The sequence below is a fragment of the Halalkalibaculum sp. DA384 genome (genome assembly GCF_043951955.1).
Classification (GTDB): Bacteria; Bacteroidota; Rhodothermia; order Balneolales; family Balneolaceae; genus JAMQKA01.
This window is the reverse complement of the sequence record NZ_JBINJE010000014.1, coordinates 67246-83002: the sequence shown is the minus strand read 5'-3', so window position 1 is coordinate 83002 and position 15757 is coordinate 67246. Positions and strand designations below refer to the sequence as shown.

The following is a 15757-nucleotide window of genomic DNA, read 5'->3' as shown; positions in this document are numbered from 1 at the left end:
ATATTATGGATAAAGAAAAATCTTTTCGGGAAAGGATAAGGGAGAAGGTAACTGTTGAATTATTAGTGAAAGTAATAATAGGTATAGTATCAGTATCAGGTATTGGATGGTTTTGGTCATTATTTAATACGGAATATTCCATTCCATTATATGTCCCAATAGGTAGTTTTCTGTTAGGGATGGGAGTAGTGTATGGTTATAGAAAAATTAAAGAGTTTAGTCAGGAATCACACAAAGATTACCGAAAAGATGAGTTTTGGGGTGTTATATGGAAGTGGGATTATGATACAAGAAAAAATGTTTCGAATCCTTCAATTCAACCTATTTGTCCTGAGTGTAACTCTGCAATGTGGACATTTCCGAACAATCATCCAGCGAAAAAACCAGAAACTGCATTCGTATGTTCAAATGATGAATGTGAATTATCCTTAAGAGGAGAAGGTGATGAACCATGCATTACAAAAGATGGAACTACTGAGGGGATTTATGGTCAGTTATCTAGTAAAGTTGATAAGAATCTTAGGGATATGGGATTGAAATTGTAGTAAATTTATGGGTAGTATTACTACCCATAAAACCTAATATATGAACGAAATTATTTAAAAAGTGGCTATATAAGACTTGAAGGGTGTAGTTCAAATCCTGTCTTCCCGACATAGTCAAGCCTTCTGATAGCTTTTAAACGCTGTTGGGAGGCTTTTTCTGTTTTACAGTTAGCTGTTCCTGGCACCTCTTGTCACCTTGGAGTTCGCCACCAGCGTATTTATATGAGTTTTTAAGCGTTACCCTGCAGGTTTCCGGGTTACATGCTTTGGGCCATGGTTGCGGCAGAGCCGGAACGATCGGATTTATTGAATTCCAGGTGGAAGGTATACCCGTTGGAGGTGGTTTCCCATCCGGAGGTGGCTTTTAACTGTTTTGTATACAGGTCGACCAATTTTAATTCAATATGACCCGTTTCAACCAGTTTGGTAATGGCTTTTTCAGGGAGATCTACCAGCTGCAGGTTAAACTTCACTTTGCTGGGCAGGTAGTAGTTCAGGTCAATACGGACGGAACCTATTTTCCCCTTGTATCCATTAACCCTGAGCTGGGTAAAAATTTCATTGATCAGCAGTCCCAGTGGTATCGCCTGGTTGATATTAAGGTTCACCTCATCAATATTGGCCTGGATAGAGGATGGGGAGTTGACGCTCTGCTCGAGATTTGATACCAGATATCTCATGCACTCGTGAAATGGTATTTTGGTAAAGTCTTTTTCCTTGTATAACAACTCTTCAATATTTGCGAGCGTATATATGCGAAACTGCGTTTCCTGGAGGGCCTCTGTGTCAGCTTCATCCATTGTATTCGCTTGCAACTCAATGAGGCCCGTAACAATTGCCAGGTTGTTTTTTACGCGATGGTGCAATTCACTCAACAAGGTCTGCTTCTGCTTTATCAGCGTTTCAAGGCGGGCTCTGCTTTTTAGTATCGAAGCGGTGTTTTTGCCAATCAGGTAATACAGGAGTGCGGCGGTGACAACTACAAAAAACAGACCCTTGTAGGTCTGCACCTGCGCCATAATGGCCTGATCTTCAAATATTTCAACAATAATTCGATCGCTGAAAAAGATCCAGCCCGCCGATATAATGAGGTATATGGAGGTGATCTTCAAACCATGCCGGTGTGGAAGAGATAGTGCTTTCATATGTCACTCCATGATAAAAACCCAAAATTTGCCAACTAATATGTCAAGAGCCTCTCGGTGCGGACTTGTTACAAATTAAAAGAGGTAATAGCCTGGGCCCGGGTTTCTTCCTCAAATATGTCTTACAGCTGGATCTTTGCTCCATCTTTTCGGGAAGATTCCATAATGGCCTGCACAATGCGGATATCTTTCAGCCCCTCTGATCCCGGTACAATCGGTTTTCGGCCTTCCTTAATGGCCAGGGCTTCACTGTCCATCTGGCGCGCCTGCTGGTGATGGGGGTCCGGCGGCAGTATCTTTCCGTCGCTGGTCTTTCCCTTGACGCCGGAATAAGACTGAAACGGGCGCAAATAGTACCAGCCGTCGGTGCAGTCCACGTCCAGGTAGTTCATCGATTTACCGAAGCTGGTTTCCCCGTCGGCAATAACCCCTCCGGGAAATTCGAGCTGGAAGACGGTGGTTTCATCCACCTCGTCATACATCTCTTTGCGCTCAGAGCTTTGAATGCCGCTTGCGGCAATCGGTTCCATGCTGGTAGAGTAACGGGCGGCGTTGATCGGGTACACCCCCATGTCGTACAGGGCGCCGCCTCCCAATTCCGCATCTCTTCGCCAGTTGCCCTCCGGATGACTCCCGTCGTAACCGGCCCCGGTTTTCACCCCTGTGACGGCTCCATATGTTTCTTCTTTGCCATATCGAATGATGGTCCTGGTGTTTGGTTCATGCTGCATACGGTAGCCGATTGCCAGCTGCACCCCGTTTTTATTCGTGGCATCGATAATGGCCTGGCACTCCTTGACGTTCATGGCCATCGGTTTTTCACACCATACATGCTTGCCTGCCTCGGCCGCGATGATGGAATACCTGGCGTGCAAACCGGTGGGAACCACAACATATACCACGTCAATGTCATCATTATTGGCCAGCTCGTGCATCGTTTCATAGCTGTAAACATTGCTGTCGGGGATTCCATACTTTTCCTGCCATGTCGGTATTTTTGACGGCGAGCCGGTTACAATGCCACGAAGTTCGCAGTGATCGGTTTTTTGAAGTCCGGGAGCCAGCCGCGTCGTACTGTAGTTCCCCAGGCCGACCAGCGCCACTCCAAGTTTTTCCTGGTTGTTTGAGAGTATAACGGAGGGAAACCCGATAGTGGAAAGGGCCAGGGCGGAACCGGCTCGTTTCAGGAATCTTTTTCTGGAAATGTTCTCACTCATAATTGATCTGGATTTGTATAAAGAGATTTTAAGTAGACTGTATAAAAGAGGGTGTTGTAATAACCTCAATTCCTTGTTTTGAGGGAGTAGTACTCCCGTTTAAAGGTCAATAACGGTTGGTGGTACAACCACTTCCCAACAAAATAGCAGGTTCTGCAAAGGTCTCTGGATGTGATGCTTGTCCGATTTCAAACATATGTTCACTTCGAAATCCTCAATCATCGATATTACCCCGGGATTTCGAATGCGCCCGTGGATTGACTTCAGGCAAGATCCCGGCTTTCTAAAGCCCGTTGTTAAATAAAATAGAAATGTTAATCGCTTTTCAAAGGGATTCGTGAAAACAAAAGGTGGGGGTGAGAGAATTTCCAAAACCGATCGCATGACCTTCACACCACGATAAGCTGCCCTACAGAACCATCCACAAAATAAGAAGCACAATCATAACCCAGGCCGCAATCTGTACGCTGAGAGGCTGACGCGGGAATTCGTATCCGCAGACAGGGCATGCTTCTGCATCAGCGTCTACTTCCATTGCGCAACCGGGGCATTCTCTTTTATCCATAATGCTGAATTGTTGGCGGGGTGTCGGAGATTGGACTCAACACCACGTGTTTCCTGTTTTAAAATTACAAGTAAATGGTACCTCCCAAAAACTGCAACCAGAAAAATTTGTATCGTACAGATCTTATTTCATTTGTTTTATAATCAATAAAAACAGTAGTTTAGTTTATATTATTTTATAATTTTCATGAACGCGATTTCCATGGTGCCATGAGCATGCAGGAACGGTAACCGGTGCTGAGTATCCCCGGAAGCGGGGAACAAATCTGTCGATAACCGTTATAAGGTATCAAAACAATAACAAGATTGTTGAACAATGAGAAATGCAATAGGAGCTATACTAACGGTCGGTGGCCTGGCCTCTCTTATTTACACCGGAGTCAACTATCTTAATGAGTCCGAGAGCTTTGGCGTTTTCGGGATGGATGTGGTGGTGAGCCAGGGAAATATTGTGCCGGTGGTGGTATCCGCCGTTGTACTTGTGGTGGGTGTGGTGCTGCTGCGTGCCAAATAACACAGCGGCATAAAATGAACATGACAGTGACATAAATGCGGGAGGTTAGATGCTGCGCTGGAGTATTACATTTTTAATTATTGCCATCATTGCCGCCGTACTCGGTTTTGGAGGCATTGCAGGCACTGCGGCCGGAATCGCCGAAATACTTTTTTACATATTCCTGGTGCTGTTTGTGGTTTCGTTGATTTTTGGCAGGCGTCCGAGCGTGTAAGTCGATTATAATAGGGCTTTTGTAACCCTGTTGTTTTGCTAAATTTCTGGATTTTCTGGAACAGCAAATTCTCATTGCAGGGATATAAACGCCGGGTACGAATTTGACCAGGAGGTAGTTATTGGAGTACAAACTGCAGTAATCTGCACTGGAGAAATGATCAACAATATTGAACCCAACCGTTAATGTCATGTATGTGTTAGACTATCACAGGCAGCTGGCGCTCATAAAAGAGATGGTTCAGCTGCGGAAGGATGATGAAAAATGGGAGGCCTATTATCACCATCCTTCGACCAACGAGATGTGGAAAAGTTTTTTCCCGCAGGCCAACGGCGAAAAACGGGGACCGAAAGTCATGCGCATAGAACCGGTTCCTGAAAAGCTGGAGGAGCGCCTGGATGTGTGCCTTAAAAGCGATAACAAAGATGACGCAAGGGGGCTGGGCGTGGAACTTTCAGTGGATCCGCACAAGTGGGATCATGTTCTTGGCATTATTGAAAAACAGTACCGGGAGTATGAGCGGTCGCAGCTCCAGATTTTTTTGAGCGAGATAGGCATCAGGGAGTATGAAAAAACGTTTAAAAATTTGGGTTACGAGTTTCAGGATTTTGGATTCGACGAGAAACAGTTAAAGAGCATGCTGTGGCGAATCCGCAAAGTGCTGTTCAAAAAGCGTATCATTTTTTGGTAAGAAATCCCCGGCCCGGTAATCTATTCTATTCCTGTTAGTTGGCAACTGATCTCCCACAGTTTTTCCGTCAGTTCATCATTATAAGCGATATCCGCCGGCTGGGTCTCTTTTTTGTTTTTGAAATATTTTCCACTTGTATTCTCGACCTCGGGAGAGGTGGCCAGATAGACCGTGGTCTCCGCCCCCTTTTGGGGAGATTTCATAAATGGCCGTCCGATTGCAAACAGCAGATACATAAACCAGCTGGCTTCGCTGGTGAGCCGGGACCGCACGACCCCGGGATGGAGAGCGTTGGTGGTCACGCGAGTGCCCGAAGTCCGTTTGGCCAGCTCATGGGTAAACATGATGTTGCAGAGCTTGGAAACACCATAGGCTTTCATCGGGCTGAATCCCTCTTTCAACTGAAGGTTATTGAGGTCAAAAGCGTGGGCAGCGGTCCGGTGTGCTTCTGAAGAAACATTGATGACCCGCGCGGAGGGTGCTGCTTTGAGGGCATCCATCAGCAAATGGGTAAGAAGAAAAGGAGCGAGATGGTTCACGGCAAGCGTTTTCTCAATACCGTCGACCGTTTCCTGTCGCCCGGATGCAATAATTCCGGCATTATTGACAAGCAGATCGAGCTGGTCAAACGTGTCGAGAAATGCCTGGGCAGCGTTCCTGATATCGTGCTGAACGGCAAGATCGGCCAGCAGAATTTCGATCCCCGTTTGCCCGGTTTTGTTAATAATCTCTTCCCGCGCCTGCTCCGCCTTTTTCTCGTTCCTGCACAGCATGACAATATAGGCTCCCCTTTCGGCCAGTTCTATGGCCGTGGCTTTTCCAATACCTGAATTGGCCCCCGTAATGAGGCATACTTTATTATCGAGGTTGGTGTTCTCCATAAAAAGAATCTATATTCGCATTCTGTTTCTAACCGGACAAGATCATGTATGCCAGGAACGGTACCCTGGGTTATATGAAACGGAAAATTACATATACAAGTTTAATCAAAATACGTTTTTAAGTAAGATCTAAAAGAGCAATCATCAATATGATTCAGGATTATCTCAATTCGGTAGATAAATTTATTGTAGTTGGCGACAGAGTCTTAATCAAGCCTCGTGAGATGGAAGCGCGGACCAAGAGCGGTCTCGTACTGCCGGCAACGGTACAGGAGAAAGAGGATATCCAGAGCGGGTACGTGATAAAAACGGGACCGGGATATCCCATCCCTTCACAGGAACTGGACGAACCCTGGAAAGAGGATAACAGCGAAACCCGCTATATCGGCATGCAGGCGGCGGAGGGAGACCTGGCGATCTATTTAAAGGGGCAGTCTCATGAAATTGAGTTCGAAAATGAGAAATATATTATTGTGCCCCACGGGGCGATCCTGCTGTTGATCAGGGAGGATATGGAGATCCGGTGATCCAGGGGTATTGTTTTTGATGAAGAAGTTGTTAAGTTGCTGCTTATATTAAACCTGGCTGTGTTTTTGTTGTCCCTTTTGGGGAGCAAAGCATTACGCGGACAGGCTTACAGATTTGGAATTGGTGGAAGCAGGTTGTGGCGGTAGTACCACTGCACAATGTTGGGCCTGAATTTTGAATAAGAAATGGAAGTGGAAAACGTTGAATAGGCCAGAGCAACCAAACAGAAAACAGCGAGTGGGCACAAACAACTGTAGACCTGCAGGGCATGGAAGATGTACATATTGTGGATCTGAGGCACCGTTGATCTGGGTGCACGGCCACGGACAGTGTGCGAACTGCGGTATTAATGTAGAAGAATGCTGCAGGGGAGAGCAGGTAAAACGAGATGATTCGTAACGGATTTGACGCGCTTATTCTACGGAAAAAATTTGATCTGCAAGGTCCAGCTCGGAGGGATTATTTGACGCCAGTAACACGATTTTTTGTTCGTCCCGGAAGTTGTCCAGGATCTGCCGGATGGTTGCCCGGCCCTGCTTGTCAAGATTAGCCCCGGGTTCATCCAGGAAAAGGATGGAGGGGTGATAGCTGAGAGTAGATGCCAGCCGTGCCCGTTGCTGCTGGCCGGTTGAAAGATCTCCGAACGGCTTGTCAGTCAAACCCGCAAGTTGCAACCGTTCCCAGAGCTCTTTTTGCTGTGCCGGGGAATAGTTTTTTTTCCGAAGCTTTAAAATGAGCTCCATATTTTCCCGGACGCTCAGCTCGTGGTAGAGATTGATATACGGCGCAACGTAACCGAGATGAGATCGGAAGACGTCATTGGCAAGTGGAGTCGTTCCATTTTTCCAGGTAATGGTTCCGGTAGTGGGATTCAGCAGCCCGGCCAGGCACTTCAGCAACGTGGATTTGCCGGACCCGTTGGAGCCCCCAATGCCTGTTATACCTGGTTCGAATGAGAACGAAAGATTCTCGAGCACTCTCGTGGCCCCGTAACGCTTGGACAGGTTATGTACTTCTACTGAAAACATGCATCAAAGGTAACAAGGCAGAGATAAATCCCAAATCACAAATATTGAAAATCCGGCGGTGTATGTGCTCGTTTTCAACAGCTGAATATCCTGGTAGATGAGAGGTAAATATGGTTGTGTTACCTCTGTTGAGACTATATATTTCAAACTTGGTTTTATGGATCAAACGATAAAACATATTACCCAACGGCTTGTCAACCTGCTCCCTGAAGAGGCGGATTCCTACAGCCTGAGTGATCTGCGCGAGAGCGGCTGGCCCCGGTTCGTCGTAAAGCGGGTGGAGGTGGAGCTGCAGCGCAACCTTGCTGAATCTATTGTTCTGCCCGAAACGGAGTGGGCCGAGATGGAGTCCGATACCGTACAGCACGCATGGAAACAGTTTGTTGAGGTCATCAGGACACAGGCGCGGTTGCCCGCCAGCTACGCCAGCCCGGTGCTGGAAACGGCGATAAGCGATATCCTGGAGATCCTGGTCCAGCCCCGAAGAAACTTGCCGGATGTGATTTTTGGAGCTGCTGAAATGCTTGATTACGAAGAAGTGGCAGAGAGAATGGACAGTATCGTGGTTTACCGCCATTTCGCATCGCTTATTCCCCGGTATATGGAGCGGAAGGGATATATTGAGCTCTCCAAAGAACAGTGCCGGAAACTGATAATCCAGGCCGATGAAAAGCTGACCGCCCGGTACACGTCGCTGAATTGGGCCCAGATGCTGGAGCCGCTCTTTTTACTGATGGGAGAGGAGATCGATTCCAGCCTGTTGCGGATGTTTTTCGAGGATAAACGCATGCCGCGCATTGCACGTCAATTTGATAATATGAACCGATCCCTGAACCGTTCGGAGCTTATCGAACAGCTTTCCACGCCAGATCTCCCGGGAGAGGATGAGCAAAATGAATTTTTCCTTCAGATTTCCGGGAAATCGAATATATCAACCGGGTGGGAGGGACTGGTGAAACCGGTGGAGAAAGACAATCAAGAGGCCGGCGAACAAGAGGATTATCGCCCGGCTGAATCAGGTATAGAGCAGGAGGAGACAGGCGAGGATGATAATGCTGCTGCATCCATCAATACACTGTATCGTGAAGAGGAGACCGATGTAGAGTTTGAGGAGATGGAGGAAGAGGAGGATGAAGAAGCGGAGAACGCCCTGAACCAGCTGTTTGCTGATGCGGGAGACCCGGATGAAGATGCCGGGAGCGAACCTGTGAAGCTTGTATGGAGCGAGCCTCCCGCAGAAGAAGAGAATGAGCCGGCACCCCGGGTATTTCAACCGGAAGAGCGCGAGAAAAAAGAGCAGCAGGACGAACCGACCGGTACGGCAGAAAAACCGGAAGAACCAGAAGTTCCGAAAGAACCCGCGGAGTCCGGCAAACCGGCAGAAGAAAGGGAGGAGCACCTTGATGAGGAAGAGGAGGAACAACCGATGTGGCTCCGTTTCCTGGATCCTGAAGAGGAGCAGTCCGAGGTGTATTTGGAACGCGGAAAAGAGAATTCTGAAGATGATACGGGCCGGGTTCAGAGTGAACCCCTCGTCGATTTTACCACCGATAATGAGATGGACACCGAGGAGCTTAAACAGCTGAAAAGGATGCTCCGCCCCGACCGCTCACGGTTTGTAGAGGAGATTTTCAGGGGATCGGAAAAAGCGTATGAAGAGGCGTTGAAAGAGTTGTCGAGAAAGGACAACTGGCGAAACGCCAGCCAGTTTATTGAAAAAGAGATTTTTAATCGGAACCTGGTGGATATGTACTCCGAGGTGGCGGTTGACTTCACCGACAGCCTGCACAACTATTTTATTGAAATCTTGAATCAGAATTAGCAGACGGATGTAATGGGCAAACACGAAAAAGTCGAAGAGCTGAATCAACGACGCAAAGAGGCAAAAAAGGGGGGCGGCGAAAAGCGGATACAAAAACAGCACGACAAGGGAAAGTTGACCGCCCGAGAACGGATCGACTTGCTGCTCGACGAGGACTCGTTTGACGAGATCGACGCCTTTGTCACGCACCGCAGTACCGAGTTCGGCCTGGACAAAAAGAAGATACCGGGCGATGGAGTTGTGACCGGCCAGGGAAAAATCAAGGGGCGGCCTGTCTACGTGTTTAGCCAGGATTTCACGGTTTTTGGAGGCTCACTTTCTGAGACACATGCCGAGAAGATCTGCAAAGTGATGGACCTGGCGATGAAGAACGGGATTCCGGTCATCGGGCTCAATGACTCGGGAGGAGCGCGTATCCAGGAGGGCGTGTCTTCACTCGGGGGATATGCGGAAGTGTTTTGGCGCAACAGCATGGCTTCCGGGGTCATTCCACAGATTTCGGCCGTTATGGGACCCTGCGCCGGTGGAGCGGTCTACAGCCCTGCGCTCACCGACTTTGTGTTTATGGTGAAAAACACCAGTTACATGTTCGTCACCGGTCCGAATGTGGTGAAGACCGTAACGCACGAAGAGGTTAGCTCCGAAGAGCTGGGGGGAGCCAGTGCCCACAGCACAAAATCGGGTGTCGCCCATTTTTCAGAGGAAAACGATGCCGTGTGCCTGAAGAATATCCGCCGCATCATGGATTATGTACCGCTGAATTGCGAGGAGAAACCACCCCGCCAAAAGTCCAGGGAACCGGACCCGGCAAAAGAAAAGAAGCTGGATACAATCGTCCCCGACAACCCGAACAAACCGTACGATATAAAAGAGGTGATCGAGGGGATTGTGGATCGCGACTCATTCATGGAGGTCCATCAACACTACGCCGACAACATTGTCGTAGGTTTTGCCCACCTAGACGGGCGCAGTATCGGGGTGGTAGCCAACCAGCCGCTGTCACTGGCCGGCGTGCTCGATATCGATGCTTCCCTGAAAGGTGCTCGCTTTGTCCGTTTTTGCGACGCATTCAATATCCCGTTGCTGGTGTTTGAAGATGTCCCGGGATTTCTTCCGGGAACCGACCAGGAGTGGGGAGGCATTATCAAACACGGGGCCAAGCTGTTATATGCTTTTTGTGAGGCGACGGTCCCCAAGATGACGGTTATCACGCGTAAAGGCTATGGGGGAGCGTACGATGTGATGAATTCAAAACATATCCGGGCCGACTTTAATGTAGCCTGGCCAACGGCCGAGATTGCAGTTATGGGACCCAAGGGAGCAGTGGAAATAATTTTTCGCAGAGAGATAAAGAATGCCGATGATCCGGAGGCCAAAGAAAAGGAACTGGTTGACTATTACAAGGAGCAGTTTGCCCATCCCTATAAAGCTGCCGAACGGGGCTACCTGGATGATGTGATACTTCCCCGCGAGACACGTAAACGATTGATCAGGGCGATGGAATTTTCGGAAAACAAGGTCGATTCCATTCCCCAGAAAAAACATGACAACCTGCCGTTATAGTATCTGCCTGTAATTTAACGAGATTTTTCAGAGGGCTTTTCAAAACACTCAATTCCTCTTCTGAGGGAGTTGTACTCCCGATTAAAGGTCAATACGGTCGGTGGTACCCCCCCTAACAAGAGAGCAGGTTCTGCAAAGGTCCCTTTTTAAAAGTACATCTATGCTGAAGGAAGGGGCTACCAGGACATTTTGGCCGTGTGACGACCCACCTCATAATCACCGCTCCGGAAAGTGCCGGGCGTTTCACCAGTACATCCAGCCCGAATTGCCTATCCCTGCCCCGGGATACGCTGAATCTCTTACTTGCTCAGTCATAAACACTGTTGAACCACTGATCCTAGCGCCTGCAACTAAATTACCGAGATAAGCCCCGAAAAAAGAAAAAACGCACATACAGAATTTGATTTTAATTTAGACTGTGTTTAAATAGATGGCGATCATGTAATTTAGACTTGTTCTAAATAGAAGGGTTGTGGCTGCCTTCTGCTTCGGCGTGAGGCGGAATCAGAGGGTCTTGACTAGTTAACAATAAGGAAAAGTCTATAACTGTTTGTGCGTCAATGAATAACAAGTACGTAAACCGTTCAAAAATTTCAGAAGCCAAATTCAGAGAAATAGTCCGCCTTTTTTCAATGGATTTAACGGCAATACAGATTGCGGAATTGACGGACCTGAACCGGAATACCGTAAACCGATATTTGAAAGGGATCCGGCAGCGAATCGCGGAGTATTGTTCCGTTACGGAGCCCCTTGTATTTTCATCCCGGAGCGATCTGAACAGTGCACCCCCCAAGTTTAAACTGGTCGGACTCAGAGAACATGAGCGGCAGGTGTTTGCGGATATATTGAAGCCGGAGGAAGTGCAAAAGATCCGGTCCGGGGTTGATCATACTTCCCTCAAGTGGTATTTATCCGGCGTTTCGATCCAGGAATTTAAAATGGTGATTGACCCAATCCAAAAACGCAGAATATACCTTTGCAGTGAAACCCGCCATCAACAGCAGGCGCGAAAATTCCGGCGCATGGAGGGATTCTGGGGATTTGCCCAGTCGCGTCTGGAAAAGTTTAAGGGGCTTCACCTTTCCACCTACCGCCTGCATCTCAAGGAGTGCGAATTTCGATACAACAATCACAAGGAGCAGCTCTACAAACTGATCCTGAAAATTATACGGAATAAACCCCTGTTTTAGTCATCCCCCCGGTGGAAAAAAATGAAAAACATACCTATTTAACGGTTGCTTGGGAACAGAATAAGCGATTGCTGCATTAATATATTTTGAGATTCATAGCACTGACTAGCGCACAGAAAATTACCTATGGCAAGTACAAATCAATATTACATCAAAAACATGGTGTGCCCCCGTTGCGTGATGGCGGTGCAGAATGCATTTGAAAACCTGGGCATTGAGGTACGGAATGTCGAACTGGGGAAAGCAGTGGTTGAGCAGAATGAGGACATTGACGAGCAAGAGGTGGAAAAGGCACTCAATAAGTTGGGGTTTGAACTCCTCAAGGGACGGGAACAGCAGAAGGTGGAACAGATCAAAACTCACCTGATCAACTACGTAAAAGAGCTGGAAGCCGAGCAGGAGGTCCCCAAAATTTCGGAGTACCTGTCGGAAAAGATACACCGGAATTACGCATCCCTGAGCAAGCTGTTTTCCGGGGAGGAGGATACTACCATTGAAAAGTACCTGATCCACCTGAAGATTGAGCGCGTCAAGGAACTGCTCTCGTATGATGAACACACCCTCAGCGAGATCGCCTGGCGGCTTAACTACAGCAGCGTGCAGTACCTCTCCAACCAGTTCCGGCAAGTCACCGGAATGTCAGTCACCGACTACAAAAAAGCCAGTAATAGTTTCCGAAAATCTCTGGATTCTATTGAATGAAATCCTGGGTGGCAATGCTGCCTGGTAAATATATCGGACCAGCGGTACAAATTAGCAATTGAAGATAGGAGCCGGATTTCTGCTGCGCTTCCAAGCATGAAAAGAACATTGAAGAAAGTTGTTCCCCGGATTTTTAGTATGATTAATAAATTGTATTACCCCGCTGTTCTGCAATGGTACTGCTTACCAGTAAAAATTCTGTAACCATCCCCAACAAAATTATAACGGATCAACTCCGTCTCTTTTTTATACTGGAACAGATTTTGAAAAATGCTCAACTGAAAGAGATTACGATATGACAACGACCAAAGAGACCCTTCAAATTGAAGGCATGCACTGTGCCAGCTGCGTGAACAATGTGGAAACCAATCTTAACAAGCTGGATGGCGTAGAAGGTGCCACCGTTAACCTGGCCAGTGAATCGGCTGCGGTGGAATATGACGCCGAAAGGGTGAGCCGTGATGATCTGAAAAAGGCGGTCGCCGATGCGGGTTATGAGGTGGTAGAGCCGGACCTGGTCACCCAGACCCTGAAAATCGACGGCATGCACTGCGCCAGCTGTGTAAATTCGGTGGGGACGCAGCTGGCGGCGCTGGAGGGAGTGGAAGAGGCGAATGTAAACCTGGCTACCGAAAGCGCCAAGGTGACATATCGAAAGGCCTCAGTAACGTTGGACGATTTCGCAGAGGCCGTTGAGCGGGCCGGCTATACGTTGCTCAGGGAAGAGGCAGAGTCTCCTCAGGATAAAGCCGATTCAAAGCTGGAGCGCGAGCAGAAGAAGGTGGACGAGGCCCAGTCCCGTATGTGGTGGTCGTGGGCGGCGACGATCCCGATCATCCTGTGGATGCTGCCCGAGATGATCTGGGGATACGCCTTCCTGGGACACCTGGGCATGGAGATCGGCATGCTGGGGCTTTCGGCATTTGTGATGTTTGGACCCGGCCGGGAAACGATGAAAAGCGCGTGGAAGTCGGCCAGCAACCGGACGCCCAACATGGACGTGCTCATTGCGATGGGTACGCTGGCCGCGCTCTCAACGGGAGTGGTAACCTTGCTGCATCAATTTGGGCTGGCGCCCCGGTTCCACAGCTTTGCCGGAATTGCCGGCATGATCATGGCGTTTCACCTGACCGGTCGCTATGTGGAGACCAAAGCCAAGGGACGCGCTTCTGAGGCGATACAGAAGCTGTTGACGCTCGAAGCCAAAGAGGCAACCATAGAGCGCGATGGTGAAGAAGTTAAGGTACCGGTCAATGAACTTCAGATCGGCGACCTGATGGTGATTCGTCCTGGAGAAAAAATCCCGACCGATGGAGAAGTTGTGGAGGGTGAAAGCAGCGTGGATGAGTCGCTGGCCACCGGCGAATCGATGCCGGTCAACAAGAGTACGGGCGATGAAGTGATCGGCGCCACCATCAACAAGAACGGCGTGCTGAAAGTGAGAGCCACCAAGCTGGGGCAGGACACCTTCCTGAACCAGGTGATTCGCATGGTGGAAGAAGCCCAGGGTTCCAAGGTACCGATCCAGCAGTTTGCCGACCGCATTACCGGTGTGTTTGTGCCCGTGGTGATCGGGACGGCGCTGCTGACCCTTGCAGCCTGGCTGGTATTTCCCGGCTTTTTCGGGGAAATCGCCACGTGGGCGGCAGACTTTATCCCGTGGATTAATCCCGAAATGGGAGCGGTGGCACTGGCGTTCTACGCGGCTATCGCGGTGCTGGTGATTGCCTGTCCCTGCGCGCTGGGTCTGGCTACGCCCACGGCCCTGATGGTCGGTTCCGGCATGGGCGCTCAAAATGGCGTGCTCATCCGCAAAGGGGAGGCGATCCAGATGATGAAGGACGTTGATACCATTGTGCTGGATAAAACCGGCACCATCACTGAGGGCAAGCCCGGTGTTACGGATGTAATCTCACTGAATGGAATGGGGAAAGATGAGCTGATTCACATGGCCGGTTCGGCGGAAACCGGATCCGAGCACCCGCTGGGCCAGGCGATTGTGGAATACGCCAGGCAGCACAACGGCCAGCTGGAGCATGCGGAACGGTTCGAGGCTGTGACCGGTAAGGGCATTAAAGCGTTGGTTGACGGAAAGCAGGTGTGGATCGGAACTCCCGGATTGATGGAGGAATCCGGGATAACATTGAGTGAATCGGCACGCGAGGAAATGAGATCCCTTGAAGAGCAGGCCAAAACCGCGATGATGGTCGGCGTCGGTGATCAGCTGGCCGGCATTATAGCGGTGGCCGACCAAATAAAAGGGGACAGCAAGAAAGCGATTGCCACGTTCAAGAAGTACGGCCTGACGCCGGTGATGATTACGGGCGACAACGAGCGAACGGCCCGCGCAGTAGCTAAAGAAGTGGGCATTGACAAGGTGATTGCCGGGGTGCTGCCCGATCAGAAATCCGATAGAATAGCTGAGCTTGAACAACAGGGCAAGGTCGTGGCGATGGTCGGCGACGGCATTAACGATGCCCCGGCGCTGACACGCGCCCATGTAGGGATCGCCATAGGAACCGGAACGGATGTGGCGATTGAGGCGGGCGACATTGTGCTGGTGCAGGGCGACCTGAGCGCGGTGGTGAAGGCTATAAAACTGAGTCGCGCTACGTTTACCAAAATCAAACAGAACCTGTTCTGGGCGTTTTTCTACAACGTGGTGATGATTCCACTCGCCATCTTCGGCATGCTGCACCCGGTACTGGCGGAGATCGCGATGGCGTTTAGCTCCATCAACGTGGTTACCAACTCACGGCGCTTGAACAACGTGGATCTCCAGCCGGAGTATTAGCCCGGATTTCTCACGAGTATGTTGGATAAAATCATGTGACTTCATGGATGGCAGTAACTTACGCCATCTTTTACTGCCAAATTATCATTACAGCCTGTAATAGGCTGCGAAATTGGCCTTTCAGCTGCGTTGAAGGACAAATCATTGGCTCAACGTACCAACGTACGTCTGCGCGGCCCTTTGCCCTTCGCCTTGCTGAAAAACCAATTTTTTGGCGAGAAATCCGGGTTAGCCCGCACAATGACTAAAAAAATCTTGGTGAGGTAATTCGCCTCAGGTTTGTAGTTTCAGGACTGAAAAAAATCATTTCCCTGGATCTCCTCCAAACTTCACTTCAAGCTCTTCAAATAAACAACGCC

General features: G+C 49.2%; 15 protein-coding genes. 10 read left to right on the top strand and 5 right to left on the bottom strand.

The annotated features are described in order from the left end of the window. Window positions 1–5: 5 nt before the first annotated feature. Window positions 6–545 carry a hypothetical protein gene (locus ACG2E4_RS10005; protein ID WP_395276452.1) on the top strand — a complete coding sequence of 180 codons (540 nt, stop codon included), beginning with the start codon at window positions 6–8 and terminating at the stop codon, window positions 543–545. 257 nt (window positions 546–802) lie between these two features. On the opposite strand, the gene ACG2E4_RS10000 is transcribed toward ACG2E4_RS10005, so the two are convergent. From ACG2E4_RS10000 to ACG2E4_RS09990, 3 genes are all read right to left on the bottom strand, one after another. Continuing rightward, complete coding sequence (locus ACG2E4_RS10000; RefSeq protein ID WP_395276451.1) at window positions 803–1690, bottom strand: sensor histidine kinase; 888 nt, start codon at window positions 1688–1690, stop codon at window positions 803–805. Window positions 1691–1812: 122 nt separating this feature from the next. Further along, window positions 1813–2907 carry a Gfo/Idh/MocA family protein gene (locus ACG2E4_RS09995; protein WP_395276450.1) on the bottom strand — a complete coding sequence of 365 codons (1095 nt, stop codon included), beginning with the start codon at window positions 2905–2907 and terminating at the stop codon, window positions 1813–1815. A 409-nt stretch (window positions 2908–3316) separates the two neighbouring features. Continuing rightward, window positions 3317–3472: a zinc ribbon domain-containing protein gene (locus ACG2E4_RS09990; protein ID WP_395276449.1), complete on the bottom strand. Its 156-nt coding sequence runs from the start codon at window positions 3470–3472 to the stop codon at window positions 3317–3319. A 315-nt stretch (window positions 3473–3787) separates the two neighbouring features. Here ACG2E4_RS09990 and ACG2E4_RS09985 point away from each other — a divergent pair, with 315 nt between their 5' ends. From ACG2E4_RS09985 to ACG2E4_RS09975, 3 genes are all read left to right on the top strand, one after another. Further along, window positions 3788–3985, top strand: a complete 198-nt coding sequence (locus ACG2E4_RS09985; RefSeq protein ID WP_395276448.1) for a hypothetical protein — start codon at window positions 3788–3790, stop codon at window positions 3983–3985. 49 nt (window positions 3986–4034) lie between these two features. Next, entirely contained in the window at window positions 4035–4199 is a 165-nt protein-coding gene (locus tag ACG2E4_RS09980; RefSeq protein ID WP_395261315.1) for a DUF1328 domain-containing protein, read from the top strand. Window positions 4200–4389: 190 nt separating this feature from the next. Further along, window positions 4390–4890 (top strand): hypothetical protein, encoded by a 501-nt coding sequence (locus tag ACG2E4_RS09975; protein ID WP_395276447.1) that lies wholly within the window; start codon window positions 4390–4392, stop codon window positions 4888–4890. Between the two features lie 20 nt (window positions 4891–4910). Here the strand turns inward: ACG2E4_RS09975 and ACG2E4_RS09970 are convergent, their stop codons facing one another. Next, window positions 4911–5771, bottom strand: a complete 861-nt coding sequence (locus tag ACG2E4_RS09970; protein WP_395276446.1) for an SDR family oxidoreductase — start codon at window positions 5769–5771, stop codon at window positions 4911–4913. A gap of 149 nt (window positions 5772–5920) precedes the next feature. Between ACG2E4_RS09970 and ACG2E4_RS09965 the strand changes: the two genes are divergently transcribed. Next, a complete protein-coding gene (locus ACG2E4_RS09965; protein ID WP_395261312.1) occupies window positions 5921–6298 on the top strand; it encodes a co-chaperone GroES in 378 nt (125 codons plus the stop codon). A gap of 414 nt (window positions 6299–6712) precedes the next feature. Here the strand turns inward: ACG2E4_RS09965 and ACG2E4_RS09960 are convergent, their stop codons facing one another. After that, on the bottom strand, window positions 6713–7327 hold the full coding sequence (locus ACG2E4_RS09960; protein WP_395261311.1) for an ATP-binding cassette domain-containing protein: 615 nt from the start codon (window positions 7325–7327) through the stop codon (window positions 6713–6715). A 157-nt stretch (window positions 7328–7484) separates the two neighbouring features. Between ACG2E4_RS09960 and ACG2E4_RS09955 the strand changes: the two genes are divergently transcribed. The 5 genes from ACG2E4_RS09955 to ACG2E4_RS09935 all read left to right on the top strand — a co-directional run bounded on the left by ACG2E4_RS09955 (window position 7485) and on the right by ACG2E4_RS09935 (window position 15398). Then, a complete protein-coding gene (locus ACG2E4_RS09955) occupies window positions 7485–9149 on the top strand; it encodes a hypothetical protein (protein ID WP_395276445.1) in 1665 nt (554 codons plus the stop codon). A 12-nt stretch (window positions 9150–9161) separates the two neighbouring features. Beyond that, window positions 9162–10712, top strand: a complete 1551-nt coding sequence (locus ACG2E4_RS09950) for an acyl-CoA carboxylase subunit beta (RefSeq protein ID WP_395276444.1) — start codon at window positions 9162–9164, stop codon at window positions 10710–10712. A 560-nt stretch (window positions 10713–11272) separates the two neighbouring features. Beyond that, window positions 11273–11902: a hypothetical protein gene (locus tag ACG2E4_RS09945; protein ID WP_395276443.1), complete on the top strand. Its 630-nt coding sequence runs from the start codon at window positions 11273–11275 to the stop codon at window positions 11900–11902. A 126-nt stretch (window positions 11903–12028) separates the two neighbouring features. Next, window positions 12029–12604, top strand: a complete 576-nt coding sequence (locus ACG2E4_RS09940; protein WP_395261307.1) for an AraC family transcriptional regulator — start codon at window positions 12029–12031, stop codon at window positions 12602–12604. A gap of 295 nt (window positions 12605–12899) precedes the next feature. Continuing rightward, entirely contained in the window at window positions 12900–15398 is a 2499-nt protein-coding gene (locus ACG2E4_RS09935) for a heavy metal translocating P-type ATPase (protein WP_395261306.1), read from the top strand. Window positions 15399–15757: the final 359 nt, after the last annotated feature.

Coding starts and splice junctions, on each gene's coding strand:
- ACG2E4_RS10005 (WP_395276452.1), top strand. CDS start 6: ATGGATAAAGAAAAATCTTTTCGGGAAAGGATAAGGGAGAAGGTAACT.
- ACG2E4_RS10000 (WP_395276451.1), bottom strand. CDS start 1,690: ATGAAAGCACTATCTCTTCCACACCGGCATGGTTTGAAGATCACCTCC.
- ACG2E4_RS09995 (WP_395276450.1), bottom strand. CDS start 2,907: ATGAGTGAGAACATTTCCAGAAAAAGATTCCTGAAACGAGCCGGTTCC.
- ACG2E4_RS09990 (WP_395276449.1), bottom strand. CDS start 3,472: ATGGATAAAAGAGAATGCCCCGGTTGCGCAATGGAAGTAGACGCTGAT.
- ACG2E4_RS09985 (WP_395276448.1), top strand. CDS start 3,788: ATGAGAAATGCAATAGGAGCTATACTAACGGTCGGTGGCCTGGCCTCT.
- ACG2E4_RS09980 (WP_395261315.1), top strand. CDS start 4,035: ATGCTGCGCTGGAGTATTACATTTTTAATTATTGCCATCATTGCCGCC.
- ACG2E4_RS09975 (WP_395276447.1), top strand. CDS start 4,390: ATGTATGTGTTAGACTATCACAGGCAGCTGGCGCTCATAAAAGAGATG.
- ACG2E4_RS09970 (WP_395276446.1), bottom strand. CDS start 5,771: ATGGAGAACACCAACCTCGATAATAAAGTATGCCTCATTACGGGGGCC.
- ACG2E4_RS09965 (WP_395261312.1), top strand. CDS start 5,921: ATGATTCAGGATTATCTCAATTCGGTAGATAAATTTATTGTAGTTGGC.
- ACG2E4_RS09960 (WP_395261311.1), bottom strand. CDS start 7,327: ATGTTTTCAGTAGAAGTACATAACCTGTCCAAGCGTTACGGGGCCACG.
- ACG2E4_RS09955 (WP_395276445.1), top strand. CDS start 7,485: ATGGATCAAACGATAAAACATATTACCCAACGGCTTGTCAACCTGCTC.
- ACG2E4_RS09950 (WP_395276444.1), top strand. CDS start 9,162: ATGGGCAAACACGAAAAAGTCGAAGAGCTGAATCAACGACGCAAAGAG.
- ACG2E4_RS09945 (WP_395276443.1), top strand. CDS start 11,273: ATGAATAACAAGTACGTAAACCGTTCAAAAATTTCAGAAGCCAAATTC.
- ACG2E4_RS09940 (WP_395261307.1), top strand. CDS start 12,029: ATGGCAAGTACAAATCAATATTACATCAAAAACATGGTGTGCCCCCGT.
- ACG2E4_RS09935 (WP_395261306.1), top strand. CDS start 12,900: ATGACAACGACCAAAGAGACCCTTCAAATTGAAGGCATGCACTGTGCC.